Consider the following 26,379-nt stretch of genomic DNA (forward strand, 5'->3'; position numbering starts at 1 on the left):
GGCGACTGTCGTTAAGATCAATACAGCTGTAATTCGAATGCAATATGGATAAGATACGCCAGATTGCGAATCGATAGCAACATATTTTTATCACTATTTGTTCGTTTTTGTTCGTTTGTGTTTTTTAAAGAGACAAGCCCATGATTTTGAATCCCCGCCAGCGCCGCTTGCTCGAAGTGGTGCGCCAGAAGGTCACCATGTCCGTCGAGGAGCTGGCGCAGCAGCTGGACGTGACGCCGCAGACCGTGCGCCGCGACGTCAAGCAGATGGAAGAAGCGCGCCTGCTGGCCCGCTACCACGGCGGAGTCGGCTTGCCCTCGTCCGTGGAAAACATCGATTACAGCCAGCGGCAAGTGTTCAACAGCGACGCCAAGCGGCGCATCGCCGCCGCCGTCGCCGCGCAGGTGCCGCACGGCTGTTCGCTCTTGATCAATATCGGCACGACGACCGAGGAAGTGGCGCGCGCGCTGAGCCGCCATACGGGCTTGCACGTGGTGACGAACAACCTCAACGTGGCAGCCATCCTGGCCGACAACGCCGCCTGCGAAGTCATCGTGGCCGGCGGCGTGGTGCGCGGGCGCGACCGCGGCATCGTCGGCGAAGCCACCATCGACTTCATCCGCCAGTTCAAGGTCGACATCGGCATCATCGGCATTTCCAGCATCGACGAAGACGGCAGCCTGCGCGACTTCGACGCGCGCGAAGTGAAGGTGGCGCAAGCGATCATCGAGCAGTCGCGCGAAGTGTGGCTGGTGGCCGACCAGCATAAATTCGGCCGCAAGGCGCTGGTGCGGCTGGCCGACCTGGCGCAAGTCGACATCCTGTTTACGGACGCGCCGCCGCCGCCCCGCTTTGCCGAGGTGCTGCGCGACGCGAACGTGAAAGTGCACGTCGCCGCCTGACGGCGACAGTGTTGCGGCCGGCTCAGTGCGCGATGGCAAGCTTGCCGAAATGGCGGCCGCCGGCAGCCAGCTGCGCATACGCTTCGGCCGTGTCGCCGAGGCCGAACACGCGGTCGATGACGGGCACGATGCCATGCGCGGCGATGGCCTGGGCCGCCTGCGCCAGGTCCGCCACGGAACCGGTGTTGTTGCCGACGATGCGCAAGGCCTTGACGATGACGGGAAGCAAGTCGATGCTGGCGGCCGTGCCGCCGACAAAACCCACCGTGAAGACCGTGCCGCCCACCGCTGCCGCGTTGAGCGAGCGCACGATGGTGGCGCCGCCCACCGTCTCGACCACCAGGTCGGCACCCCGCCCGCCCGTCAGTTTCAGCACTTCCGCATCCCAGGCCGGCGTGGCCCGGTAGTTGATCAGGTAGTCGGCGCCCAGCTGGCGCGCCCGTTCCAGCTTGTCATCGCTGGACGACGCGAGGATCACCGTGGCGCCCGACGCCTTGGCGAACTGCAAGGCAAACAGGCTGACGCCGCCCGTTCCCAACAGTAACACCACCGATCCGGGGCGCACTTGCGCCGAACGCACGGCATTCCACGCCGTCGTGGCCGCAATCGGCAGGGCCGCACCCTGGATAAAATCGAGGTGGGCCGGCAAGGCGACCAGGCTGGCGGCGGGGACGGCCACGTATTCGGCCAGCGAACCCGGCAAGGTGACGCCGCGCATCGCGCCCACGTTGTGCGGCGCGATGGCACCGCCCTGCCAGCGCGGCATGAAGTGCGGGATGACGCGGTCGCCGACGGCCAGCCCGCTGACGCCCTCGCCCAGCGCCGCCACTTCGCCCGCGCCGTCGGCGACGGGAATCAGCGGAAAGGCCGCGCCGGCAAAGTTGCCGGTCGCAATGGCCACGTCGAGAAAGTTCAGCGTGGCGGCGCGCAGGCGCAGCAGCACCTCGCCCCGCCCGGCCTGCGGCTCGGGCAGCTCGGTCTGGTGAAACGCGGTGAGGGAAGGAGCGGTCAGTTGGATGGCTTGCATGGTCTGTTCTCGGGCAATGTGTCAGGGTGGCCGCGCGCTGGCGGGACAAACAGCAGTGTCATTTAAAATCATTAATAGATAAACTATGGTTTGATTCAATAATTTGACACTAGGGATTGCCAATGGATTTGCTCGACAGCATGAAGGTGTATGTACTGGCCGTGGAAAAAGGCAGCTTGAGCGCCGCCGCGGCCGCCTGCGGGATCTCCGCGACGATGGCCGGAAACCACCTGCGGACGCTGGAAAAGCGCCTGGGCATGCAGTTGCTCCAGCGCACCACCCGGCGCCAGCACCTGACGGCCTTCGGCGAGGATTACTATGCGCGCTGCAAGGAAATCCTCAGGCTGGTGGCCGAAACCGACGTGCAGGCGCAAAACCTGCAACTGGCGCCCGCCGGCAAGCTGCGCATCACGGCGCCCCTCACCTTCGGCGCGGAAGCGCTGATGCCCGCCATGGCCGCATACCTGGAGCGCTATCCCGACGTGAGCATCGATGTGTCGCTGAGCGACCGCGTGGCCGACCTGGTGGAGGAAGGTTTCGAGGCCGCCATCCGCATCGGCCAGTTGCCCGATTCCTTGCTGATCGCCAGACCGCTGGCGCCCTACCGGCTGATGATCTGCGCCGCTCCCGACTATCTGGCGCGCAGGGGAACGCCGCGCCACCCGGCCGAGCTGAGCCGGCACGAATGCCTGTCCTTCTCGCCCGCCGCCCTGGCGCATTGGCGCCTGACAGGCGAGGACGGCGTCTGCAGCGTGCCCGTCTCGGGCCGCCTGCAAGTCAACCACGGCCAGGCGCTGCGCGTTGCTGCACTGCATGGCATGGGCATTGTGCTGCAACCGGCCTTCCTGCTGGAAACGGACGTGCGGGCGGGCCGCCTGGTCCAGCTGTTTCCCGCGCATGCGCTGCCCAGCCGCCCCTTGAACGTGGTCTACCTGCCGGACCGTTATCGCTCGCCCAAGCTGCGCAGCTTCGTCGATTTTCTCGTGGAACGGTTCAGCTAAGAGCCTATCCCAGTAGGGAGCGTCTTTTGCAAGCAGCACATCAGGAGCGCGGACAAGGCGCGAGGAGGACGCGTGGCGAACCACGCGACGACTCCCCGCTTCTGAGGGGCGCTTGCAAGAGATGTATTCATCTACTGGGATAGGCTCTAAGTAGCGCCGGCAACACACCTGTGCCATGCGACAGTCATCGCGCTTGAAATATTTATCAATTCGGCAAAATTCATGTTACCATTGATACAACATGAGTTATTTTTTTAATCTTCCTCTCTAGCAATACGATTATTTGCTTGATATTGCTTTTTATATATTTAGAGCAAGAGAAAAAGGAAAAACTTTTTGCCGCTGAATGATTTCCTGTGAAAACAGTGTTAGAAATACCTCAAGCACGACGATTGTTCCCAAACAAACCACTCGACAGCAAGCGTGAAGGCCTTAACCATGCCGGCAACGCCGCCCAGTGAAGGAAGAGAAATGAGCCATAATTTTGAATCGGCCGCCACGCAAGCCGCCCGTCCCAACAGCGTTCCCGTCAGCGAACTGGAAGCCCATCTCGGTTACTGGCTGCGTTTCGTTTCCAACCATGTGTCCCACAGCTTCCAGAAGAAAGCCGAAGCCAATGGCGTGACGGTGTCCGAATGGGTGGTGCTGCGCGAAATGTTCCGCCTGGGCTGCACCTCGCCCACGGTGCTGGCGCAGGTGTCCGGCATGAGCAAGGGCGCCGTGTCGAAACTGATCGACCGCCTGGAAAGCAAGGGCATGGTCAGCAAATCCATCCTGCTGGCCGACCGCCGCCAGCATTCGATCGAACTGACCACGGAAGGCGAGGCGCTGGTACCGGTGCTGGCCGAAATGGCCGACCAGAACGACGAGGAATTCTTCGGCAAGCTGCCGCGCCAGCTGCGCGACGATCTGCTCGAAGCGATGAAGGAAGTGGCGCGCACGCACCACCTCAAAAGCGTCCCGCTGAACTGACAGCCAGCGCACTGCCGGCAAGGATGACACGGTGGCGCGGGCGCTTCGGCTATGATGCTGGCCTGACTGTTTACCAGGAACACGCATGGCCCTGCACATCGAAACTCCCTTGCTCAACTCGCGCGCCCTGAGCCTGCACAGCGAACGCGCCATCTGGCTCAAGCTCGAAGCCTTGCAGCCGCCCGGCTCCTTCAAGATCCGCGGCATCGGCCTCGCCTGCGAAGAATACGCGCGGCGCGGCGCCAGCCGCTTCATTTCCTCTTCCGGCGGCAATGCCGGCATCGCCGTCGCCTATGCGGGACGCCAGCTCGGCATTCCCGTCATCGTCGTCGTGCCGGAAACGACGAGCGAACGGGCCAAGGCCCTGATCGCCCAGGAAGGCGCCGAAGTCATCGTGCACGGCGCCGCCTGGCAGGAAGCGAACGCGCTGGCCCAATCGATGCTCACGCCGCAAGACGCTTTTTTGCACCCGTTCGACGACCCGCTGCTGTGGCAGGGCCACGCCGGCATGATCGATGAAGTAGCGCGCGCGGGCCTGAAACCGGACGCGGTGGTGCTGTCGGTAGGCGGCGGCGGCCTGCTGGCCGGCGTGGCCGAAGGCTTGCAGCGCAACGGCTGGGATGACGTGGCCATCGTGGCCGTCGAAACGCAAGGCGCCGCTTCGCTGGCGGCGGCCGTGTCCGCGCGCGAACACGTGGCCCTGCCGGCCGTGAGCAGCATCGCCACGTCGCTGGCCGCGCGCGAGGTGTGCGCCCAGGCATACGCCATCAGCCAGACTCGCCTGCTGCACAGCGTGGTGGTGTCGGACCGCGCCGCCGTCGACGCCTGCCAGCGCTTTGTCGCCGACCAGCGCCTGGTGGTGGAACCGGCCTGCGGCGCGGCGCTGGCGGCCGTCTACGGCAAGGCGCCGGAACTGGCTCCCTACCGCAATGTGCTCGTCATCGTGTGCGGCGGCGTGACGGCCACCACGCAGCAGCTCGATCACTGGAGCGCCATCCTGTAGTGGCTACGGCGCCGCCTCGCGCAGCGCCACGCCGTCGCGGCCCTGCCCCTTGGCGGCGTACAGGGCCTGGTCGGCCAGATCCAGCAGCTGCGCCGGCGTCAGCGCGCCCTCGCGGAAGATGGCCATGCCGACGCTGGTCGTCACCGGCAGCGGACCGCCGGCCAGCGCAAACGGCTGGCGGATGGCCTCGACGATCTTGGCGCCGACCTGGCGCACTTCGGCCGCGCCGTTCACCCCTTCGAGAATGATCACGAATTCATCGCCGGCCAGGCGCGCCACCAGGTCGCTGGCGCGCACGCTGCGCACCAGGCGCGCGGCGAACTCCTTGAGCACCTCGTCGCCCGCCTTGTGTCCCAGGCTGTCGTTGATGGCCTTGAAACGGTCGATATCGAGATAGGCCAGCGCCATCGGCGCGCGCGCGGCCCGCGTGCGCTGCATGCTCAATTCCAGCTGTTCGTCGAAACGGCGCCGGTTGGCGATGCCCGTCAGGATATCCGTGGCGGCGGCGAACTGCAGCGCCGTATGCACGGCCCTGGTCTTGGTGATTTCGTGGATCAGGCCATACACGCCTTCCACCGCGCCGCTCTCGCCCACGTCGGGCACGTAGCTGGTCTGGAAGGCGCGCTGGCCAGCGTCTCCGTCACCGCCGATGGTGAACTCATATTCAACCTCCTCGCCCGAGAAGGCGCGCCGCAGGTATTGTTCGCGCAACTGGTAGGCTTCCTCGCCCAGCACCTCGCGGATCGACTGCATCATGCTTTCCTGCTGCGATCTGCCGAACCATTTTTCAAACGTCGCGTTGATGAACTGGTAGCGGTGCTCGCGGTCGATGTAGACGATCACCACGGGTACGTGGTCCGTCAGCAGTTTCAAACGCCGCTCGCTGTCGCGCGTCTGCGCCACGGCGATTTCGCGCTCGGCCATCAGCGAGTAAAAATCGCGGCTCAAGTCGCCGATCTCGTCGCGCCGCTCGATTTGCAGCGCCTCGATGCCCAGGCGCTGGCGGCGGATTTCATGCACATGGTGGCGCAGCCGCGCCAAAGGCAGCAGCAGGCGCAGCACCACGCGCCAGCCGGCCAGCCCCGCCAGCGCCGCCAGCAGCACGGCGGCCAGCAATATCTTGCTGCGGATGGCGTGCAGCGGCGCGAACGCGTCGCGCATGGGATACACGGATGCCAGTATCCAGCCCGTCGACGCGATGCGGTGGTAGGCAAACAGGGCATCGACACCTTGCGTGGTGGTGCCCGTCAGCCAGCCCTCGAAACCCTGCAAGGCGCGCCGCGCGGACATGCTGATGGGACCATGCGCCTCGATATGCTGCATGATGCGCGACTTGTCGGGATGCTCGACGATGATGCCTTCGCCGGTCATGATGTACAGGTAGCCGCCCGTGCCCGGCTTGAGCGCGCCCAGGCGGCCCAGGAAATCGGGCTGGCGCAGGTTGACGCTGGCCGCCAGCACATAACGCACGGCGCCCCGCGCGTCGAACACGGGTTGCGTGACCACGACGATGGGCATGCCGGAAATGCTGCCGTTGAGGGGTGCGGAAATCACCGAGCGCCGGGTCGCCAGCGTCTGTTCAAAGTAAGGACGGCCCTTCACATTCAGCCCCGCCTGCGGCTTGAAGGGACTCACGCTGGCCAGCACGGCCCCGTCGATACCGACCACGCCGGCCGAATAAAATTCCTTGCGCAGCACCGTTTGCGCAGCCAGGAAACGCTGCAGGCTGGCGCCGTCGTGCGCGCCGCCGGCAGGCAGGCTGTCGGCAATGGCGCGCAGCACGTTGCGCTTCGCGTCGAGTTCCTCATCGATGAAGACGGCGGCGCTGGACAGCGATACGTACTGCTGGCGCCCCGTCACGTCGCGCATGCCGCGCTCGGCCACGGACAGGGTGGCCAGCGCCAGCGAAGCCACGGCAGCGAGCACGAGCAGGAAGACGACCACGCTCATGCGCGCCTTCAGGCTGGCGGGCAGGCGCCGGCGCAATCGTTTGCGCCAGGTCGTCACGGCCGCTGCCGCAGGTAGCGGCAAATGCGCTCGACCGACTCGTCCAGCGCCAGGGTGCCCGTGTCCAGGGTCAGCGCGGCGGCCAGCGGCGCTTCATAGGGTGCGGAAACGCCCGTGAATTGCGCCAGCTGCCCTGCCCGCGCCTTTTCATACAGGCCCTTCGGGTCGCGCGCCTCGCACACGGCCAGCGGCGTGCTGACGTGGACTTCAATGAAATGCGGCGCGCCGATGATGGCGGCGGCCATGGCCCGGTCTGCGCGGTAGGGAGAAATGAAGGCGGCGATGACGGTCAAGCCCGCCCCGTTCATCAGGCGCGCCACTTCGGCCGTGCGGCGGATGTTTTCATGCCGGTCTTGGGGCGTAAAACCCAGGTCGCGGTTCAAGCCATGGCGCAGCTGGTCGCCATCGAGTACTGCCACGGCGCACCCCTGCTCCTTGAGCTGGCGCGCCAGCGCGTCGGCGATGCTGGACTTGCCGGCGCCGCTCAAGCCCGTCAGCCAGACCGTGTCGTATTGTCCTGCCGTCATCACATTGCCTCTCCCCTTGTAGAGCTGGCAATATAGCAAAGCCGCGCGGGAAAGGACAGATGATCAGGCCGCGCTGCGCGCTTCAAGCAGCAACTGTCGTATCTCCGGCACGCAGGAGCCGCAATTGCCGCCCGCCTTGACGCAGGCCGTCACCTGAGCCGTCGTCTCCAGTTTTTGCCCGGCGATGGCCGCGCAAATGGTGTTGCGCCCCACGCCAAAGCACGAGCACACGATGGGACCGGCGTCCACGCCCTTGCCGATGGGCTGGCCCAGCAGCACGCCGGCGCGATCAAGCGCATCCATTTGCGCATGCGCAAACAGGCCGGCCAGCCAGCTGCGCGACGGCAGGTCGGGACGGGGCGAGACATACACGCATTGCGCGATGCGTCCCTCGTCCAGGTGCACGGCGCGGTACACGCCGGCGCTGGCATCCGCGTAATCGAGCCAGTCGGCGTTGTCGTCCGTGACGCCGAGCAGCGCGCGCGCCCAGGCGCCGAGATCCTCGATGCGCTGGCGGCCCGCCAGTTCGTAGCGCAGGAACTGCTCGCCCTGGATGCGCGTCCAGTGCGCCACGCCGTCCAGGGCCAAGGGCGTGCGGCTCAGGACAAACGCATGCCAGTGCACGCGGAATTGTTCGATGCGCACGGGCGTGTGCTTGAATTCCGGCTCGCCCGAGACGGGGTCGACGACCGGATTGACGACGGCGCCCACGCGCGCGTCGGACGCATTCGCGTCGCTCCAGTGGATGGGCACGAAGACCTGGCCGCGCGCGATGCCGCCGCCATGCACGACGCGCGCCACCATCGCGCCCCAGGCGCTGGAAATGCGCGCCAGTTCGCCTTCGCGCACGCCGTACAGCAGCGCATCCTGCGGGTGGATGTCGATGAACGCTTCGGCGACGTGGCCCGACAGTTTGGCCGCCTTGCCCGTGCGCGTCATCGTATGCCACTGGTCGCGCACCCGGCCCGTGTTCAGGATCAGCGGATAGTCCTCGACGGGCATGTTGTGCGGCGCGCGCGGCGCCGTCGGCACGAAGCGGGCGCGCCCGTCCGCATGGGCGAAGCGGCCGTCGCCGAACAGGCGCGCCCGGCCCTGCGGCCACTGCTGCGGCGCCAGGGCGTCGTACTGTGCGGCATCCAGGCTGTCCAGGCCCGCCAGATTGAAAAGCCGCGCCGTTTCCGCCCCGTTGCGGAAGGTCGACAGCCGTGCGTGTTCGCTAAAAATGGCTTGCGGCGCCGCGAAATCGAAGCCGGCATAGCCCATGCGGCGCGCCACGTCGCACAGCACGTCCCAGTCGGCGCGCGCCTCGCCCGGCGCCGGCAAGAACGCGCGCTGGCGCGAGATGCGGCGCTCGGAATTGGTCACCGTGCCTTCCTTCTCGCCCCAGCCCAGGGCCGGCAGCAGCACGTCGGCATGGGCGTTCGTATCCGACTGCGCGCTGATGTCCGACACCACCACCAGCTCGCACTTGCCCAGCGCGCGGCGCACCTGATCGGCGTCCGGCATGCTAACCAGGGGATTGGTGGCGATGATCCACACGGCTTTGACCTTGCCCGCCTCGATCGCGTGGAACAGGTCCACCGCCTTCAAGCCCGGTTTGGCGGCGATGCGGGGCGAGTCCCAGAAGGTTTGCACGGTGTCGCGGTGCAGCGGATTGTCCAGTTCAAGGTGCGCCGCCAGCATGTTGGCCAGGCCCCCTACTTCGCGCCCGCCCATGGCGTTCGGCTGGCCCGTGAGCGAAAACGGCCCCATGCCGGGCTGGCCGATGCGACCCGTCGCCAGGTGGCAGTTGATGATGCTGTTGACCTTGTCCGTGCCGCAGGACGACTGGTTCACGCCCTGCGAAAAGGCCGTGACGACCTTGCGCGTGGCCGCAAAGGCCTGGTAAAACGCCAGCAGGGCTTGCGGGTCGACCTTGCAGATGCGCGCCACCTGCAGCGGGTCGCCGCAGTCAGCGTGGGCGGCCGCCAGCGCTGCGTCGAGGCCGCGGCTGTGCCGCGTGACGAACTCGCCGGCGATCACGCCCTCCTTCGCCAGATAGCACAGCAAGCCGTTGAACAGCCACACGTCGGTGCCCGGTTTCACGGGCAAATGCAGGTCGGCCAGCTCGCAGGTGGCCGTGCGGCGCGGGTCGATCACCACCAGCTTCATCTCCGGCCGGGTTTCGCGGATGCGGGCGATGCGCTGGAACAAAATCGGGTGGCACCAGGCCGTGTTCGAGCCCACCAGCACGACCATGTCGGCCAGCTCCAGGTCTTCATAGCAGCCGGGCACGATGTCTTCGCCGAACGCGCGCTTGTGGCCGGCGACGGCCGAGGACATGCACAGGCGCGAATTGGTGTCGATGTTCGCGCTGCCCACATAGCCCTTCATGAATTTGTTGGCGATGTAATAGTCTTCCGTCAGCAGCTGGCCCGAGACATACAGGGCGACGGCGTCGGGGCCGTGCTCATCGATGATGGCGCGCAGGCCGCCGGCCACCTGGTCCAGCGCGGCATCCCAGGAAGCGCGCCGCAGCACGCCGTCGGCGCGCACCTGCGGGTAGAGCAGGCGCTGTTCGAGGTCCAGGGTGTCGCCCAGGGCCGAACCTTTCACGCACAGGCGGCCCAGGTTGGCCGGGTGCGTTGTATCGCCGGCGATGCGGATGGCGCCGTCGGGCAGGCGTGTCGCTTCCACGCCGCAGCCGACGCCGCAGTACGGGCAAGTGGTTTTCACGGGCGTGCAGCTGGTCATGGGCGTATCCTGTTGGTCGCTGTCAGGCGGCCTGGGCGCACAGCGCCTGGCCAAACAATAGATGGGCGCGCAGCTTGCTGATGTCGCGGCGCTGCTGGATCAGGTCGAAATACCAGGGACCGTCCTGCACGTCGCCATACAGCACGGCGCCGGCCAGGCGGCTGCCCTGCACCACGAGCCGCTTGTAGACGCCACGCCTCGGATCGCGCAGCACCAGGTCTTCGCTGCCCTCGCCGCCGATGATGTCGCCGGCCGAATACAGGTCGATGCCCGTCACTTTCAATTTGGTGGCGCTGGCTTGCTGCACGTAGCGGCGGTGCCCGGCGCCGGCCAGATGCGCGCCGCACACGCGCGCCTGTTCCCAGATGGGCGCGACCAGACCGAAGGTGGCGCGCCGGTGCTGCACGCATTCGCCCACGGCGTACACGCGCGGGTCGTAGCTTTGCAGGCAGTCGTCGACGACGATGGCCCGTTCGCAGTGCAGGCCGGCCGCTTGCGCCAGCGCGATGTTGGGACGCACGCCGGCCGTCATCACCACCAGGTCGGCGGGAATGCTGCTGCCGTCCGCAAACTGCACGCCTTCCACGCGGGTGCTGCCCATGATGGCCGACGTTTGCGCCTGCATCAAAAACCGCAGGCCGCGCGCTTCCAGCGCCGATTTCAGCAGCATCGATGCGGGCGCGTCGAGCTGCTGGTTCATCAGGGCGCCGCTCATGTGCACCACCGTGACGTCCATGCCCTGGCGCTGCAGGCCGTTGGCCGCTTCCAGTCCCAGCAAGCCGCCGCCGATGACGACCGCGTGGCGGTGCTGGCGCGCCGCCCGCAGCATGGTGTCGACATCGTCGATATCGCGAAAACCGATCACGCCGGGCAGTTCGTGGCCCGGCACGGGCACGATGAACGGGGTGGAACCGGTGGCCAGCAGCAGGCGGTCATAGCGCACCTCGATGCCCGACAGCGCCTGCACCGTGCGCGCCTGGCGGTCGATGTGTACCACGGGGTCGCCCGCGTGCAGGGTGATGCCGTTGTGCGCATACCAGTCGCGCGTGTGCAGCATGATGTCGTCCACCGTCTTTTCGCCGGCCAGCACGGGAGACAGCAGGATGCGGTTGTAATTGCCGTGCGGTTCGGCGCCGAAGACGGTGATGTCGTACAGGTCCGGCGCGAGTTTCAGCAATTCCTCGACCGTGCGCATGCCGGCCATGCCGTTGCCGACCACGACTAAAGACGGCCGTGCGGCGGTGTTCACAGGGCCACCCACACCATGCCGCCGAACACGCGCGCCGGCCAGGCGGCCACCGAGTGTTCAGGTGCTTCGATGCACTCGCCGCTGGCCAGGTCGAAGTGCTGCTTGTAGATGGGCGACGCCACCACGACGCGCTCGCCGATGCTGCCCACCAGCCCGCGCGAGAGCACGGAAGCGCCCGCGTTCGGGTCGACATTGTCGATGGCGTACACGCGCGGCGCGGCATCGCCGACGCGGAACACGGCCACGTGCCGGCCGCCCAGCAGCGCGCACACGCCCGTGTCGGGCACGATGTCCGTCAAGGGGCAGATGGCCACCCAGTTGTCGGCGCTGGCGCTGTTCAATTCATTCATCGCATTCATGGCTCACGCCTCCACGGCAAGGATGGGGATCACGGTGTTGCGGCGTTCAAGGGGCGTGGCGGGCCGGATCTGGCCCCGCTCTTCCACGAACACGACGTTTTCATCGTTCTTCCCGCTGTTGACGAAATGGCGGAAACGCTGGCGCACGGCGGGATTCGAGACGGCTTCCTTCCACTCGCAGGCATAGGTGTCGACCACGTGCTGCATGTCCGCTTCCAGCTCGTGGGCGATGCCCAGACGGTCGGCCACGACGACGGCTTTCAGGTAGTCGAGGCCCCCTTCCAGGTTGTCGCGCCACACGCTGGTGCGCTGCAGGCGGTCGGCCGTGCGCACGTAAAACATCAAAAAGCGGTCGACATAGCGCACCAGGGTCGCTTCATCGAGATCGGATGCCAGCAATTCCGCATGGCGCGGCTTCATGCCGCCATTGCCGCACACGTACAAATTCCAGCCCTTTTCCGTGGCGATAAGGCCGATGTCCTTGCCTTGCGCCTCGGCGCATTCGCGCGTGCAGCCGGAGACGCCGAACTTGATCTTGTGCGGCGTGCGCAAGCCCTTGTAGCGGTTCTCCAGTTGAATCGCGAAGCCCACGCTGTCGGCTACGCCATAGCGGCACCAGGTGGAGCCGACGCACGATTTCACCGTGCGCAGCGACTTGCCGTAGGCGTGGCCCGACTCGAAGCCGGCCGCGATCAGCTCTTCCCAGATGGCCGGCAACTGGTCCACGCGCGCGCCGAACAGGTCGACCCGCTGGCCGCCCGTGATCTTCGTATAGAGACCGTATTTTTTCGCCACCATGCCCACGGCGATCAAGCCATCGGCCGTCACTTCGCCGCCCGGCATGCGCGGCACGACGGAATACGTGCCATCCTTCTGGATATTACCGAGAAAATAATCGTTACTGTCCTGCAGGCTGGCGTGCACGGGCGACAGCACGAAATCGTTCCAGCAAGACGCCAGGATATTCGCCGCCACGGGCTTGCACACGTCGCAACCAAGACCCTTTCCATGCGCGGACAGCAGCGCGCCGAAGCTGCGGATTTTTCCCACGCGCACCAGATGGTGCAATTCCTGGCGCGAGTACGCAAAGTGTTCGCACACGTGGTTGTTGACGGCCAGGCCCTGCTTCTGCATTTCCGCCTTCATGATCTGCGTCACCAGCGGCACGCAGCCGCCGCAGGCCGTGCCGGCTTTCGTGCAGGATTTTAATGCGCCGATGCTGGTGGAGCCATCGGCCACGGCCGCGCACAGCGCGCCTTTCGACACGTCGTTGCACGAGCAGATTTGCGCCGACTCGGGCAAGGCATCCACACCGAGTCCCGCCTTTTGCTGGCCGTCCGCCTGCGGCAGGATGAGGAATTCCGGCGATGCCGGCAGCTCGATCTTGTTGAGCATCATCTGCAAGAGCGTGCCGTATTCGCTGGCGTCGCCCACCATCACGCCGCCCAGCAGGTACTTGCCGCAGTCGGAAACGACGATCTTCTTGTAGATCTGCTTGCGCTCGTCCATGAACTGGTAGGAGCGGCTGCCCGGCGCATTGCCGTGCGGGTCGCCCAGGCTGGCCACGTCCACGCCCATCAGTTTGAGCTTGGTGCTCATGTCGGCGCCCTTGAACGACGCTTCGCCCGCTTCTCCTTCTTCCTCCTGCAGCAGGTGGCGGGCAGCGATGCGGGCCATTTCGTAGCCGGGCGCCACCAGGCCAAAGACCAGGCCGCCCCACAGCGCGCATTCGCCGATGGCATAGATGTCCGGGTCGGAGGTGACGCAGCGGTCGTCGATTGCGATGCCGCCGCGCGGTCCCACGTCCAGGCCGCAGGCGCGCGCCAGCTCATCGCGCGGGCGGATGCCGGCCGAGAAGACGATCATGTCCGCTTCCAGGTGACTGCCGTCGGCGAACTGCATGCGGTGCGTGGCTGATTCGCCGTCGACGATGGCCAGCGTATTCTTTTGCGTGTGCACGGTCACGCCCAGCTCCTCGATCTTGCGGCGCAGGACGCGCGCGCCGCCCTCGTCCACCTGCACGGCCATCAGGCGCGGCGCGAATTCCACCACGTGGGTGTCGAGCTTCAAATCACGCAAGGCTTTCGCGCATTCGAGGCCCAGCAAGCCGCCGCCGATGACCACGCCCGTTTTCGACTTGGCACCCCAGGCCAGCATGGCTTCCAGGTCTTCGATGGTGCGGTAGACGAAGCAGCCATCGCGCTCCTTGCCCGGCAGCGGCGGCACGAACGGCGTCGAGCCGGTGGCAAACACGAGTTTGTCGTAGGCCAGCACTTCACCCGTGCTGGCAGTGACGGTTTTCGCCGCGCGGTCGATGGACACGGCGCGCGCATTGAGCTTTAACACGACGTTGCCCTTGTCGAAGAAGCCGGGCGCCACCAGCGACAGGTCCTCGGCCGATTTGCCGCTGAAAAATTCGGACAGGTGCACCCGGTCGTAGGCGGGGCGCGGCTCTTCGCACAAGACCGTCACGGACAGGTGCGGCGCGTTGTCCAGGGCCAGGCGTTCGAGGAATTTATGCCCGACCATGCCATGGCCAAGGACGACGATGTTCAAGGGGTGGTTCATTGCGCTCTCCTCAGGCCGCGGCCATGTTCGGTTCGGCCGCCAGGCCCGTGAAACGGGCGGCGATGGCGCACAGGGCCGAAATCACCACCAGCGCGCTGAGGATGATCAAGGTCTGGCGGATGTCGCCCGTGCCTTTCATCAGGAAACCGGCCGCCACGGCGCCCACGTTGCCGCCCGCGCCGATGATGCCGGCCACGCCGCCGAGAGCCTTGCTGTCGATGAAGGGCACCAGCGCGTAGGTGGCGCCGCACGCCATGTGGGTGAACAGGCCGAAGACCAGCATGGCGATGACGGCCCAGGTGACGCTGTCGACCTTGGCAAACCACAGCAAGCCCACGCCTTCGCCTATCATCAGCATGAACAGCAGCGTCACGCGGCTGTTCAGGTTGCCGCGCAGGGCCAGCTTGTCGGACAGCCAGCCGCCCAAAGCGCGGGCAAACAGCGCCAGCAGGCCGAAGCTGCCGGCGGCCAGGCCAGCCGATTTCAAGGACAGGCCGAAATGGTCGACGTAGTAGACGGCGGCGATGTTGTGGATGAAGATTTCGATGCCGAAGCAGGCGCCGTAGGTGACGAACAGCAGCCAGACGCGATAATTGCTGCTGGCGGCCTTGAAGCTGTCCCAGCCACCGCTTTTACCACCACCTTTACCGCCTTCGATGGCGGTGCCGGCGGCGCGCAAGTCCGAATAATTACCTTCAGGGCAATCCTGCGTATAACGCCAGTACAGCACGGCCATCACCAGCATCAGCACGCCCGGCACCAGCAGGGCCACGCGCCAGCCCAGCGATTCGGACACGCCCAGCATCAGCACGGCGCCGAGCAGCAGCGGCATCAGCGCCTGCGCCGCGCCGCCGCCCGCATTGCCCCAGCCGGCGGCGGCCGCGTTTGCCGTGCCGACAACACGCGGGGCGAACATCACGGAGGTGTGATATTGCGTGATGACAAAGCTGGCGCCGACGGCGCCGATGCCCAGGCGGAAGAACAGAAAGCTTTCATAGCTTTGCGACGCGGCCACGCCCAGCACGGGAATGGCGCCGAGCAGCAGCAAGCCCGTGTACGTCTTGCGGGGGCCGTAGCGGTCGCACAAGGGCCCGACGATCAGGCGCACGAGGATGGTGATGGCGACGGCCGCGATATTGATGTTTGCCACTTGCGCCAAAGAAAGGCCGAACTCGCCCTTGATGACAGGCATCAGCGGGGCGCAGGCGAACCAGGCGAAGAAACACACGAAAAATGCCATCCACGTGAGGTGGAATGCCCGCATGGGCGGCATGGCGAGGGAGAAGAGCGCGATGCGCGTTGCTTTTTGGCTGGCCATGATGGTTTCCCGAAGTATCCCGAAAATAACAAAGATGCAAACAAAAACGGCGCCCGCCCCCGCCGATGAAAAAATCAGCCAGAGCGGACGCCGTTGTCCAGGTGGTCCGTCGTTGGACCGTTGTGCGTTTATTCAGGGGATCGCCGTTGATCCGTCCCTTCTGTTTAGCAAGCGCCGTGCCAGGCCCGTCCCAGGGGCAGGGTGCGTATTTGTACGGACTTTGCGCCAGGTCATGGCACCTGGCGGTGCAGGCGCGCCTCTTCTTGGTGCGTTGCGGAACTCGAAAGTGCAATGTTTGTCTAATTGATATTGAGTTCATGAAGCGGAGGCCGGCATGTTCGGGCAACTGCGGCAATGGCAGCCACGGCGCGGCTTGGCGCGCGCACTGGCATGCGTCTGCGTGGGTGCGCTCCTGATCGCCTGGAGTAACACTGTCGCAGCGCAAGATGTCTCTCCCGAACCGAGGGAGCACAGCGAGCTGGACGCCACGGTATTCGCACCGTTCCACGCGGCGCGCGGCGAGCGGGTCACGCAGGCGCGCACATTCGTCGTGCGGCTCAGCTATCCGGACGAAGGCCGCCCGCATGCCGTGCGCTGGACCTTGACCTTGTCCGGTCCCGGTCCGCAAGGCGCCGTGCTGCGGCGCTGGTCGGGCATGGAACAGGTGGGCGCCAGCGGCAAGCGCGTGAACTTGCCCTGGGATGGTCGCGCCGATGCCGATGCGCGCGAACGGCGCATGCTGGCGCCGGACGGCTTGTACGAGCTGCGCCTGCTGGCCGTGGCCGATGCCGGCACGCCGCGCGAAGCGCAGGTGGAACAGCAATGGCAAATCGCGGTGCAGCGGGGCGCCAGCACGGCGCCCCGGGTGCCCGCCTTCCAGGCCGGCCTGCAACAACTGTCCCGCCTGGATGAGGAGCCCGGCTACCGCATCGTCTACGCCAACCTGCACAGCCAGACGCGCCACAGCGACGGGGGCGCGGCGCTCGACGCCTGCCATGGCGCGCAGGAGCCGCAAACGGCGCCGTTCGGCCCCATCGACGCCTATAAATATGCGCAGGATCACGGCCTGGACGCCCTGCTGACATCCGAGCACAACCATATGTATGACGGTTCGGACGGAACCAATCCCGCAGCCACGCCTGCCGAAGCGAAGGCCTTGTACCAGACGGGGCTGGCCGAAGCGGCCGCCTATACAAACGCCCACCCCGGTTTCCTGGCCCTGTACGGCATGGAATGGGGCGTCATCAACAAGGGCGGCCACCTGAACATTTTCAATAGCGACCAATTGCTGGGCTGGGAAAGGAATGCCCGGGGCGAATTGCTGGCCGACCTGGAAACGCCGAAAAGCGACTACGCCGCCCTGTATGCGCTGATGCGCGAACGGGGCTGGATCGGCCAGTTCAACCACCCCGCCTATGCGGGCCAGTTTCTCGTCGATGGCCAGCCGCTCGGCTACACGCCGGACGGCGATGCGGCCATGGTGCTGTGCGAAGTGATGAATACATCCGCGTTTTCCACCAACGACCAGGAAACGGAAACGCGGCGCAGCAATTACGAGGCGGCCTGCAACCGTGCCCTCGCGGCCGGCTACCACGTGGCCTTCAGCAGCAACCAGGACAACCACTGCGCCAACTGGGGCGCGTCGTACGGCAACCGCACGGCCGTGCTGGTGGCCAGCCCGGCCGCCGGCATGCCCGTGTCACGCGACAGCTTCCTCGACGCGCTGCGCGCGCGCCGCGTGTTTGCCACCATGGACAAGCACGCGCAGCTGCTGTTCACGGCCAATGGCAAGCTGATGGGCGAGCGTTTCGACAACCACGGGCCGCTGCAACTGTCCACCAGTTTCAGCAACAGCGCGGGCCGGCAAGCGGCCGCCGTCGCCATCTTCCACGGCGTGCCGGGCGGCAACGGCTCCGTCACGCAACTGTCGGACCAGGCCGAGCTTACCGTCACGCCCGCGCCCGGCCCGCATGTCTATTACGCGCGCCTGACGCAGGACGACGGCAACATCGTCTGGTCGGCGCCCGTGTGGGTCAATCAGCTGCCGTGAACGCCGCGCACCAGGGCACGGCAACGGCACGGACTGGTACACCAAGTGCCGCAGATTCTACGGCCCTGCTCTTTTCCAGCAAACAATATTGGAAAAGTAACTATTTTTTCAGGTAGCCGTCCATAGACACTGGTTCCTCACAGCAATCCATGGCACCATGGCTGCGCCGTTTTGCCTGCAACGCGGCCTCCACCGGACCAACCAGGAACCTTACATGTCGTCATATCGCACTCTCGCCGGCAGCATGCTGCTCGGCCTGGCCGCAGCGGGCCTCGCCCACGCGCAAGCCCCCGCCCCTGCCGCCGCCAACACCGATCCCCACCTGTGGCTGGAAGAAGTCCTCGGCGACAAGCCGCTGGCCTGGGTCAAGCAGCACAATGCCGTCACCACCAAAGAGCTGGAAGCCCAACCCGGCTTCGCGGCCCTGCAGGCGCGCCTGAAAACCATCCTCAACTCGAAGGAGCGCATCCCCTACGTCAGCAAGGAAGGCGCGTTTTACTACAATTTCTGGCGCGACGCCCAGCACGTGCGCGGCATCTGGCGCCGCACCACCCTGGCGCAGTACCAGCTGGCCGAACCCGCGTGGGAAACCGTGATCGACCTCGACCAGCTGGCCGCCGGCGAGAACGAAAACTGGGTCTGGGGCGGCGCCTCCTGCCTGTATCCGAAGGGCGAACGCTGCCTCATTTCCCTGTCGCGCGGCGGCGGCGACGCCAAGGTGGTGCGCGAATATGACGTGGCCAAGCGCGCCTTTGTCGACGGCGGCTTCACCCTGCCCGAAGCGAAGGGCAGCGCCAGCTGGATCGACCAGGACACGCTGTTCGTGTCCACCGATTTCGGCCCCGGCTCGATGACCAGCTCGGGCTACCCGCGCATCATCAAAGAGTGGCAGCGCGGCACGCCGCTGGCGCAGGCGCACACCTTGTATGAAGCCAAACCCGACGACCTGAGCGCGGGCGCCTACAAGGACTTCACGCCCGGCCACGAACACCAGTTCATCGAGCGGCAAATCGATTTCTACAGCGGCGAAATGTTCCTGCGCGAAGGCGCCGATCTGAAAAAAGTGCCGAAGCCGGACGACGCGACGGCCTTCACCGTACGCGATCAATTGATCATCACCCTGCGCTCGGACTGGAAAGTGAACGGCAAGACCTACGTGCAAGGCTCGCTGCTGGCGTCCGACTTCAAGGCCTTCATGCAGGGCAAGCAGGAGCTGGAATTGCTGTACGCGCCCACGGCCACATCGTCGCTGGACAATGTCACGGCGACGAAATCGGCCATCCTCGTCACCACCCTGGACAAGGTCAAGAACCGCCTGACGGAACTGCGTCACGTTAACGGCAAGTGGCAGCGCCGCGCCGTCGACGCGCCGAAGCTGGGCACCCTGGCCGTCAGCGCGCTCGACCCGGTCGATTCGGACCAGTACTTCCTGACGGTGACCGACTTCCTCAATCCGACCACCCTGTATCTGGCCACGGCGCAAAGCGACCAGCGCACGAAAATCAAGTCGCTGCCCGCCTACTACGATGCGGCGCCGTACAAGGTGGAGCAGTTCGAATCGACGTCGAAGGACGGCACCAAGGTGCCCTACTTCGCCATCATGAACAAGAAGACGAAATTCGACGGCAGCAACCCCACCGTGCTGTATGGCTATGGCGGCTTTGAAGTGTCGCTCAAACCGAGCTACAGCGGCACCACGGGCGTGGCGTGGTTGGAAAAGGGCGGCGTGTATGTGCTGGCGAATATCCGCGGCGGCGGCGAATTCGGCCCCCGCTGGCACCAGGCGGCGCTGAAGGAAAACCGCCAGCGCGCGTATGACGATTTCATCTCGGTGGCGCAGGATTTGATCAAGCGTAAGGTCACCAGTCCGCGCCACCTGGGCATCATGGGCGGCAGCAATGGCGGCCTGCTGACGGGCGCCGTGCTGGTGCAGCGTCCCGATTTGTTCAACGCCGTCGTCAGCCAGGTGCCGCTGCTCGACATGCGCCGCTATAACAAGATGCTGGCGGGCGCTTCGTGGATGGGAGAGTACGGCGATCCGGACGTGCCGGACCAATGGGCCTACATCAGCAAGTACTCGCCGTATCAGAACGTCTTCAAGGACAAGAAATATCCGCGCGTGCTGTTTACCACCTCGACGCGCGACGACCGCGTCCACCCAGGTCATGCGCGCAAGATGGTGGCGAAGATGGAAGAGCAAGGCCACGACGTGCTGTACTGGGAAAACACGGAAGGCGGCCACGCGGGTGCCGCCAACAACGACCAGCAGGCGCTGATGTGGGCGCTGACCTACACCTTCCTGCACGAGCAGCTGAAGTAAGTGGTGATGTCGGATTACGCGTTCCGCTAATCCGACCTACCGGGCTGTCGGTAAACGCAGGCCGGCGTAGGTCGGCGTAGGTCGGCTTAGCCCAACGGGCGTAAGCCGACAACATTGTTGGCCAGCCCGCGATGATGTTGGATTACGCGTCCCGCTAATCCAACCTACCGGGCGTAGGTCGGCTTAGCCCAACGGGCGTAAGCCGACAACATAGTTGACGAGGCCCGCACGCAAGGCCTACTTCGCCTGCGCGCTGGGACGTTCGGCGATGCGGTCGCGGTAAGCCTGCAGGTTCGGCAACCCTTCCGCTCCCGGCCGGTACTTCATCAGCCCGCGCACAAATTCCAGCGCGCAGAAGGCCGTGATGTCGGCAATCGTAAAGCGTTCGCCGGCGATGTAGGGCTGGTGGGCCAGCACCTGGTCCAGCCATTGCGCCGTCTCGCGCAGCTTGCCCGCCTGCGCCGTGGCGAAATCGGGAAACTGCGGGTTTTCCAGCGCCACCAGGGCCGGATGACCGTGACGCACCCAGTTGGCGGCGGCGCTGAACAGGTGCAGTTCCACGCGGCGGTCGGCCATTTCGATAAATGCGCGCTCCTCGAATCCCTCACCCATCAGGTTCGGCTGCGGCTGCAAGCCTTCCAGGTAGGTGCAGATGGCGCGCGTCTCGGTCAGCACGCGTCCGTCGTCCAGTTCCAGCACGGGCACGCGGCCCAGCGGGTTTTTCGCCAGGAAGGCGGGATCGCGGTGATGGCCGGCCATCAGGTCGAGCGCCACTTCTTCGATGCCGGTGATGCCCTTCTCGGCGATGAACATGGTGACGCGGCGCGGATTGGGCGTGCGGGGGCTGATAGTGAGTTTCATGTGCAGGTCTCGTCTCGTTATGGTGGTGGCCAATCAGGCGCGGCACCAGCCTGTGGCAATGCAGTCAGACGCCCATCATACCAGCGCACCGGCATGGTGCGGCGCCCCTGGCGCGTTGACTTTGCCTCCGTTTCGCCTTAGATTGCTGTACGGGAACGCTGGCCGCCAGTTCCAGCGATGTCCCCCACACGTCATCAACGCCCGCAGCCTATCCGGCTGGCGGGCGTTTTATCCATGAACCAAGGGCATACCATGCATCGCACACCGACTCCGCGCTTCCGGCGCAGCCAACTGGCCGCCGCCGTCCTGGCACTGGCTTCCATCACCGCAGCCCATGCGGACAATGCCGCTCCCGCCGCCAGGTACGTCTCGGCCAGCCATGCGCCCGGCACCACCACGCAGCTGCCGCGCGGCGTCACGCCCCTGCACTATATTGTGTCGATCACGCCGGACGCCGCCGCCTCTACCTTCAAGGGCGAGGTGGCCATCAAGGTGGCGGTCGACGCGCCGACCGCCAGCATCACCTTCAATGCCTTGAACCTGACGTTTGCGGCAGCCGCTATCGAAGGCGCGGGCGGCAGCAAACAGGTGACGCGCAAGATCGAGTTCGACGCGGACAAGCAGACGGCCACCGTGCATTTCGCCGAACCCGTGGCGAAGGGCGAGTACCTGCTGCGCATCGATTACAGCGGCAAGATCGGCACGCAGGCCACGGGCCTGTTCTCGCTCGACTACGACACGCCGCAAGGCCGCCAGCGCGCGCTGTACACGCAGTTCGAAAATTCGGACGCGCGCAGCATGCTGCCATCGTGGGATGAACCGGACTACAAGGCCACCTTCGATCTCAACGTGGTCGTGCCGAGCAACCAGATGGCCGTCGGCAACATGCCGATCGCCAGCAGCGAGGAACTGGGCAATGGCATGAAGCACGTGTACTTCGCCACCACGCCGCGCATGTCGACGTATCTGCTGTTCTTCGGCCTGGGCGACTTCGAGCGTGCGACAACGATGGCCGACGGCACGGAGATCGGCGTCATCACGAAGAAAGGCGCGCTGGCGCAAAGCCGCTTCGCGCTCGACGAGTCAAGCGCCCTGCTGCGCGAATACAACGATTATTTCGGCGTGCGCTATCCGCTGCCCAAGCTCGACAACATCGCCGCGCCGGGCCGCAGCCAGTTCTTCGGCGCCATGGAAAACTGGGGCGCCGTCTTCACTTTCGAATATGGCCTGCTGCTTGACCCGGCCATCTCGACCCAGACCGACAAGGAAAACATCTACACCACCCTGTCGCATGAAATGGCGCACCAGTGGTTCGGCGACCTGGTCACCATGCGCTGGTGGGACGACCTGTGGCTCAACGAAGGTTTTGCGTCGTGGATGGAAAGCCGCACCACGGAGCGTCTGCACCCCGAGTGGAACACTGCCCTGTCCAGCGTGGGCGGGCGCGAGTCGGCCATGAGCCAGGACGCGCTGCGCACCACGCATCCGGTGGTGCAGCGCATCGCCACCGTGGAGCAGGCCAGCCAGGCCTTCGACGGCATCACCTATCAAAAGGGCGAGGCGGTGATCCGCATGCTCGAAGCGTATGTCGGCGCCGACATGTGGCGCACGGCCGTGCGCAGCTACATGCGCAAGCATGCGTATGGCAATACGGTGTCCGACGACCTGTGGCGCGAAGTCGATGCGGCCGCCGGCAAGCCGGTCAGCGCCATCGCCCATGATTTCACCTTGCAGCCGGGCGTGCCGATGATCACGGTGGACAACGCCGTGTGCCGGAACGGCAATACGCGCGTGCGCCTGACGCAGACGGAATTTTCCAAAGACCAGCCGAATAAAAAACCGCTGTCGTGGAAAGTGCCCGTCATCGCCTCGACGGTCGGCAACGGCAAGCTGGCCACGGTGCTGGTCAGGAATGGCAAGGCGACCTTGAACGTGCCCGGCTGCGGCGCCCTGCTGGTGAACGCGGGCCAGAGCGGCTACTACCGCACCGTGTACGCGCCTGCCAACACGCGCGCGCTGGCGCGCAGCTTCGCGCGCCTGGCGCCGATCGACCAACTGGGCTTGCTGGCGGACAGCCAGTCGCTGGGCCTGGCCGGCGCGCAAAACCTGGCCGACTTCCTGGAACTGGTGAAAGCGACGCCGCTGTCGGCCGATCCGCAGGTGCTGGGCAAGGTGGCCGCCTCCCTGGGCAGCCTGTACGAACAATATGCGGGCGATAGCGCTGAAAGCAAAGCGCGCCAGCAGGCCTTCGGCCGCTTTGCCGTGGCGCGCCTGGCGCCGATGATGGCGCAGACGGGCTGGGAAGCGCGCGCGGGCGAAGCCTCGAGCGTGGCGACCCTGCGCGGCCAGCTGATCGCCATCCTCGGCGACATGGGCGAACCGGGCGTGATCGCCGAGGCGCGCCGCCGCCATGCGGCCAGCGAGCAAGATCCCGCCGCCATGCCCGCACCGCTGCGCCGCACCATCCTGGGCGTGGTGGCCCAGCATGCGGACGCCGCCACCTGGGAGCAGCTGCACGCCAGGGCGCAGCAGGAAAAGACGCCGCTGGTGAAGAACCAGCTGTACGACCTGCTGGCCTCGAGCGACGATCCCGCCCTGGCGCGGCGCGCATTGGCGCTGGCGCTGACGGATGAACCGGGCGTGACCAACAGCCCGGCCATGATCTCGCGCGTGTCGCGCACGCATCCGGAACTGGCCTTCGACTTTGCGCTGGCGCACCTGGAGCAAGTCAATGCGCGCATCGACGCCAGCTCGCGCAGCCGCTACTTCCCGCGCCTGGCCGCCGGTTCGGCGCAGCCGGACATGATCGCCAAGCTGGAAGCATACGCGCAGGCGCACCTGCCGGCCGGCGCGCGCGGCGACGCCGACAGCTCCGTGGCCGGCATCAAGTACCGCATCAAGCTGCGCGCCGAACGGCTGCCGGCCGTCGATGCATGGCTGGCGAAACAGGCGGGCTGATTGGCTTTCCCGGCGCCGCGGCGCCGGGAACGGATGAAAACGCAGGCAAAAAAAAACCGGCTTCGCACAGTGCGGTAGCCGGTTGAAACGCTGTTTCGAGCGCAGGGATAAAACGGGAAACACATGAAAACGTGGAAATCGTGCCGGTCATTGAGGTGTCCGGCAACCTTGCGCCCGGGGTCTCCGTGCGCCATGTATCCACTATGCCAGTCCTTCCCTCGGGCAGGCTTAGGACTTCATTAAAGCCCCGCCCGATTCCTGCATTTCCCCTGCCCCACCATGCAAATACTGCCATAAAACAATTTTTACATGTCTGGTGCCGATGGTTGAGCTCACCGGCTAAGCTGTTGAGTCATGCCTGCATCCTATCGCTCCCGGAGCGTAGTGATCTGCGCAATGCATGCTGTGTGCCAACGAAAGCATCATAACAGCGGCATATGACCGCCTTATGACGCAGGCTAAACTTTCATACTTTCATCGGCATTTCCAGCGCCGCCGGCATCATGCGCGAAACTGGTGCCGCTGTCCCGCGCCGCGCACGGCGTCCACCAGCGCCAGCACGGCCGGCGTATTATTGCGTGGAAAGGCATAAAAACGGGCATCGGGTAATGGCGGCAAGCCCTCTTCCGCTCCCAGGATGCGCAAGCCGTCGCGCAACTGGCTGCGCGCCACGGGCGTCACGGCAAAGCCGGCCAGCGCCGCCGCCACGCAGCCGGCCATGCTGCCGCTGTCAAACGCCAGCCGCCAGGCACGGCCCGCCTGCGCCAATGCGGCCAGCGCCGCTTCGCGGTACACGCACGGCGCGGGAAACAGCGCCAGCGGCACGGGCAGTTGCGCATCGGGCAGGCGGCCGGCCGCATACGCCCATACCAGCGGCTCGGCCCACAGCAATTCGCCGGCCCCTTCCGTGCGGCTGCATTGCTTGCCGAAAATGACATCGATCTGCTCGTGCGCCTGGCGCCGCAGCAGGTCGGCCGTGATGCCCACCTTCAATTCGATCGACGCTTGCGGATGCCAGCGCTGGAACGTCTGCAGCACTTGCGGCAGCCACGTGCCCGCGAAATCCTCCGACGCGCCCAGGACCAGCCGCCCCTGCACCGATGCACCGCTGAGCCTGGCCCGCGCCTCGCGTTCCAGGTCGACGATATTGCGCGCATACATGTACAGCAGTTCGCCGGCCGCCGTCAGCTCCAGGCTGCGCGTCGTGCGCGCCAGCAACTGTTTGCCGGCGCTATGTTCCAGGCGCTTGATATGCCCGCTGACAGCCGACGGCGTCAGCGCCAGGTTTTGCGCGGCCAGCGCGAAGCCGCCCGTATCGACCACTTCCAGCAGGCTGCGCAAGAGGACGATGTCCAGGGTCATTGCCGGCAAGGCGTGCATGGTACGCTCCAATTCATCAAGATATGCTCATAATATCGATGAATTGCTCACGAATCAAATGCATTGCCGGCGCTACCATGACGTTCTCCCCTCACCTTCGTCAGGAATGCCATGCAAGACTATCACTACATCGCCACCCCGCTGCTGGACGTGGCCTACCTGGAATGGAACGCCGCCGGCAGCCGCTGCGCCGTGCTGGTACACGGCTGGCCCGACAGCCCGGAAAGCTGGGCCAAAACGGCGACGGCGCTGGCCGCCGCTGGCTACCGCGTGCTGGCGCCCGCCCTGCGCGGCTTCGCGTCCACGCGCTTTCGCCATGCGGACACGCCGCGCAGCGGCCAGCTGGCCGCGCTGGGACGCGACTTGCTCGACTTTATCGATGCGATGCAACTGGATCGGCCCTTGCTGGTGGGCCATGACTGGGGCGCGCGCGCCGTCGCCAATGCCTGCGGCTTGCGCCACGATGCGGCATCCGGCCTCGTCATGCTGTCGGTAGGCTATGGCACGAATGACCCACGGCAAGAACTGTCTTACCAGCAGGCGCGCAACTACTGGTACCACTGGTTCATGGCCACGCCGCGGGGCCAGCATGCCGTCGAGCATGACCGCCACGCGTTTGCCCGCATGATGTGGGACAGCTGGTCGCCCGCCGGCTGGTATGGCGAAGCCGATTTCGCGCAGGCCAGCCGCGCTTTCGACGGTCCCGACTGGGCCGAGGTGGTGCTGCATTCCTACCGTCACCGCTGGGCGTTTGCCGAGGGCGACCCCGCGTACGCGGCCGACGAAGCGCGGCTGCACCCGGCGCCCGTCTTGCCGGTGCCTACCCTGGTGCTGCATGGCGCGGCCGACACCTGCAACCACCCGGACAGCTCGGCCGGGCGCGAACGCCATTTCAGCGGCGCCTACCAGCGCGTGCTGCTCGAAGGCATCGGCCACTTCCCGCAGCGCGAGGCGCCGCAGGTGGTCGCCAGCGCCATCCTCCTGTTTGTCGACGGACAGGCGCGGTAAACGCTATCCCTGTACTCCGTCCTTGCGCGGCCGCCTGCGAAGGGGCTAGCGCCGGGCAGGCTGGATCGCTTACTATCGCCCCATCGCGCCTTGCGCCTCTGCACGCGCAGTCCATGTCCAGCCAGGAGTTTTCATC

Annotated in this window: 18 protein-coding genes; 8 read left to right on the forward strand and 10 right to left on the reverse strand. The window is 65.7% G+C overall.

What is annotated here, in order from left to right; genetic code table 11:
• The first annotated feature begins 140 nt into the window (after nucleotides 1-140).
• Nucleotides 141-902, forward strand: a complete 762-nt coding sequence (locus JAB8_RS16980) for a DeoR/GlpR family DNA-binding transcription regulator (protein ID WP_175445210.1) — start codon at nucleotides 141-143, stop codon at nucleotides 900-902.
• A 22-nt stretch (nucleotides 903-924) separates the two neighbouring features.
• On the opposite strand, the gene JAB8_RS16985 is transcribed toward JAB8_RS16980, so the two are convergent.
• Nucleotides 925-1,929: an NAD(P)-dependent alcohol dehydrogenase gene (locus tag JAB8_RS16985; protein WP_070290699.1), complete on the reverse strand. Its 1,005-nt coding sequence runs from the start codon at nucleotides 1,927-1,929 to the stop codon at nucleotides 925-927.
• A 122-nt stretch (nucleotides 1,930-2,051) separates the two neighbouring features.
• Between JAB8_RS16985 and JAB8_RS16990 the strand changes: the two genes are divergently transcribed.
• The 3 genes from JAB8_RS16990 (at nucleotide 2,052) to JAB8_RS17000 (ending at nucleotide 4,905) form a co-directional block, all read left to right on the forward strand.
• Nucleotides 2,052-2,930: a LysR family transcriptional regulator gene (locus JAB8_RS16990; RefSeq protein ID WP_070290700.1), complete on the forward strand. Its 879-nt coding sequence runs from the start codon at nucleotides 2,052-2,054 to the stop codon at nucleotides 2,928-2,930.
• 471 nt (nucleotides 2,931-3,401) lie between these two features.
• Nucleotides 3,402-3,902 carry a MarR family transcriptional regulator gene (locus JAB8_RS16995; RefSeq protein ID WP_070290701.1) on the forward strand — a complete coding sequence of 167 codons (501 nt, stop codon included), beginning with the start codon at nucleotides 3,402-3,404 and terminating at the stop codon, nucleotides 3,900-3,902.
• Nucleotides 3,903-3,987: 85 nt separating this feature from the next.
• Nucleotides 3,988-4,905, forward strand: coding sequence for a pyridoxal-phosphate dependent enzyme (locus JAB8_RS17000; RefSeq protein ID WP_070290702.1), 918 nt, complete (start codon nucleotides 3,988-3,990; stop codon nucleotides 4,903-4,905).
• A 3-nt stretch (nucleotides 4,906-4,908) separates the two neighbouring features.
• Here JAB8_RS17000 and JAB8_RS17005 read toward each other — a convergent pair whose 3' ends face one another.
• The 7 genes from JAB8_RS17005 to JAB8_RS17035 form a co-directional block, all read right to left on the reverse strand.
• Entirely contained in the window at nucleotides 4,909-6,912 is a 2,004-nt protein-coding gene (locus JAB8_RS17005) for a diguanylate cyclase (protein WP_139143075.1), read from the reverse strand.
• Nucleotides 6,909-7,439, reverse strand: coding sequence for an adenylyl-sulfate kinase (cysC, locus tag JAB8_RS17010; RefSeq protein ID WP_083287775.1), 531 nt, complete (start codon nucleotides 7,437-7,439; stop codon nucleotides 6,909-6,911). Before cysC ends, JAB8_RS17005 begins: the two co-directional genes overlap by 4 nt.
• A 63-nt stretch (nucleotides 7,440-7,502) precedes the next feature.
• Nucleotides 7,503-10,172 (reverse strand): nitrate reductase, encoded by a 2,670-nt coding sequence (locus JAB8_RS17015; protein ID WP_070290703.1) that lies wholly within the window; start codon nucleotides 10,170-10,172, stop codon nucleotides 7,503-7,505.
• A 22-nt stretch (nucleotides 10,173-10,194) separates the two neighbouring features.
• The gene (locus JAB8_RS17020) at nucleotides 10,195-11,433 is read right to left on the reverse strand and encodes an FAD-dependent oxidoreductase (protein WP_217494227.1); all 1,239 of its coding nucleotides are present in this window, start codon (nucleotides 11,431-11,433) and stop codon (nucleotides 10,195-10,197) included.
• Nucleotides 11,418-11,771 (reverse strand): nitrite reductase small subunit NirD, encoded by a 354-nt coding sequence (gene nirD / locus JAB8_RS17025; protein WP_070222340.1) that lies wholly within the window; start codon nucleotides 11,769-11,771, stop codon nucleotides 11,418-11,420. Before nirD ends, JAB8_RS17020 begins: the two co-directional genes overlap by 16 nt.
• A 12-nt stretch (nucleotides 11,772-11,783) precedes the next feature.
• Nucleotides 11,784-14,348, reverse strand: a complete 2,565-nt coding sequence (nirB, locus tag JAB8_RS17030) for a nitrite reductase large subunit NirB (RefSeq protein WP_070290705.1) — start codon at nucleotides 14,346-14,348, stop codon at nucleotides 11,784-11,786.
• A gap of 10 nt (nucleotides 14,349-14,358) precedes the next feature.
• Nucleotides 14,359-15,666 (reverse strand): MFS transporter, encoded by a 1,308-nt coding sequence (locus tag JAB8_RS17035; protein WP_070290706.1) that lies wholly within the window; start codon nucleotides 15,664-15,666, stop codon nucleotides 14,359-14,361.
• Between the two features lie 334 nt (nucleotides 15,667-16,000).
• Here JAB8_RS17035 and JAB8_RS17040 point away from each other — a divergent pair, with 334 nt between their 5' ends.
• Together JAB8_RS17040 and JAB8_RS17045 are read left to right on the forward strand one after the other, a co-directional pair.
• A complete protein-coding gene (locus JAB8_RS17040) occupies nucleotides 16,001-17,716 on the forward strand; it encodes a CehA/McbA family metallohydrolase (RefSeq protein WP_070290707.1) in 1,716 nt (571 codons plus the stop codon).
• A 214-nt stretch (nucleotides 17,717-17,930) separates the two neighbouring features.
• The gene (locus tag JAB8_RS17045; RefSeq protein WP_070290708.1) at nucleotides 17,931-20,036 is read left to right on the forward strand and encodes a prolyl oligopeptidase family serine peptidase; all 2,106 of its coding nucleotides are present in this window, start codon (nucleotides 17,931-17,933) and stop codon (nucleotides 20,034-20,036) included.
• 237 nt (nucleotides 20,037-20,273) lie between these two features.
• On the opposite strand, the gene JAB8_RS17050 is transcribed toward JAB8_RS17045, so the two are convergent.
• Nucleotides 20,274-20,897, reverse strand: a complete 624-nt coding sequence (locus JAB8_RS17050) for a glutathione S-transferase family protein (RefSeq protein WP_070290709.1) — start codon at nucleotides 20,895-20,897, stop codon at nucleotides 20,274-20,276.
• 252 nt (nucleotides 20,898-21,149) lie between these two features.
• Here JAB8_RS17050 and JAB8_RS17055 point away from each other — a divergent pair, with 252 nt between their 5' ends.
• Entirely contained in the window at nucleotides 21,150-23,855 is a 2,706-nt protein-coding gene (locus tag JAB8_RS17055; RefSeq protein WP_070290710.1) for a M1 family metallopeptidase, read from the forward strand.
• Between the two features lie 501 nt (nucleotides 23,856-24,356).
• Here the strand turns inward: JAB8_RS17055 and JAB8_RS17060 are convergent.
• The gene (locus JAB8_RS17060; RefSeq protein WP_070290711.1) at nucleotides 24,357-25,235 is read right to left on the reverse strand and encodes a LysR substrate-binding domain-containing protein; all 879 of its coding nucleotides are present in this window, start codon (nucleotides 25,233-25,235) and stop codon (nucleotides 24,357-24,359) included.
• A 111-nt stretch (nucleotides 25,236-25,346) separates the two neighbouring features.
• On the opposite strand from JAB8_RS17060, the gene JAB8_RS17065 reads away from it, so the two are divergent.
• Nucleotides 25,347-26,243 carry an alpha/beta hydrolase gene (locus tag JAB8_RS17065; protein WP_070290712.1) on the forward strand — a complete coding sequence of 299 codons (897 nt, stop codon included), beginning with the start codon at nucleotides 25,347-25,349 and terminating at the stop codon, nucleotides 26,241-26,243.
• Nucleotides 26,244-26,379: the final 136 nt, after the last annotated feature.

This window comes from Janthinobacterium sp. HH106, assembly GCF_001758725.1.
Classification (GTDB): Bacteria; Pseudomonadota; Gammaproteobacteria; order Burkholderiales; family Burkholderiaceae_D; genus Janthinobacterium.

Coding starts and splice junctions, on each gene's coding strand:
- JAB8_RS17065 (WP_070290712.1), top strand. CDS start 25,347: ATGCAAGACTATCACTACATCGCCACCCCGCTGCTGGACGTGGCCTAC.
- nirD (WP_070222340.1), bottom strand. CDS start 11,771: ATGAATGAATTGAACAGCGCCAGCGCCGACAACTGGGTGGCCATCTGC.
- JAB8_RS17050 (WP_070290709.1), bottom strand. CDS start 20,897: ATGAAACTCACTATCAGCCCCCGCACGCCCAATCCGCGCCGCGTCACC.
- JAB8_RS17055 (WP_070290710.1), top strand. CDS start 21,150: ATGCATCGCACACCGACTCCGCGCTTCCGGCGCAGCCAACTGGCCGCC.
- JAB8_RS17040 (WP_070290707.1), top strand. CDS start 16,001: ATGTTCGGGCAACTGCGGCAATGGCAGCCACGGCGCGGCTTGGCGCGC.
- JAB8_RS16985 (WP_070290699.1), bottom strand. CDS start 1,929: ATGCAAGCCATCCAACTGACCGCTCCTTCCCTCACCGCGTTTCACCAG.
- nirB (WP_070290705.1), bottom strand. CDS start 14,348: ATGAACCACCCCTTGAACATCGTCGTCCTTGGCCATGGCATGGTCGGG.
- JAB8_RS17015 (WP_070290703.1), bottom strand. CDS start 10,172: ATGACCAGCTGCACGCCCGTGAAAACCACTTGCCCGTACTGCGGCGTC.
- cysC (WP_083287775.1), bottom strand. CDS start 7,439: ATGACGGCAGGACAATACGACACGGTCTGGCTGACGGGCTTGAGCGGC.
- JAB8_RS16980 (WP_175445210.1), top strand. CDS start 141: ATGATTTTGAATCCCCGCCAGCGCCGCTTGCTCGAAGTGGTGCGCCAG.
- JAB8_RS17035 (WP_070290706.1), bottom strand. CDS start 15,666: ATGGCCAGCCAAAAAGCAACGCGCATCGCGCTCTTCTCCCTCGCCATG.
- JAB8_RS16995 (WP_070290701.1), top strand. CDS start 3,402: ATGAGCCATAATTTTGAATCGGCCGCCACGCAAGCCGCCCGTCCCAAC.
- JAB8_RS16990 (WP_070290700.1), top strand. CDS start 2,052: ATGGATTTGCTCGACAGCATGAAGGTGTATGTACTGGCCGTGGAAAAA.
- JAB8_RS17045 (WP_070290708.1), top strand. CDS start 17,931: ATGTCGTCATATCGCACTCTCGCCGGCAGCATGCTGCTCGGCCTGGCC.
- JAB8_RS17000 (WP_070290702.1), top strand. CDS start 3,988: ATGGCCCTGCACATCGAAACTCCCTTGCTCAACTCGCGCGCCCTGAGC.
- JAB8_RS17060 (WP_070290711.1), bottom strand. CDS start 25,235: ATGCACGCCTTGCCGGCAATGACCCTGGACATCGTCCTCTTGCGCAGC.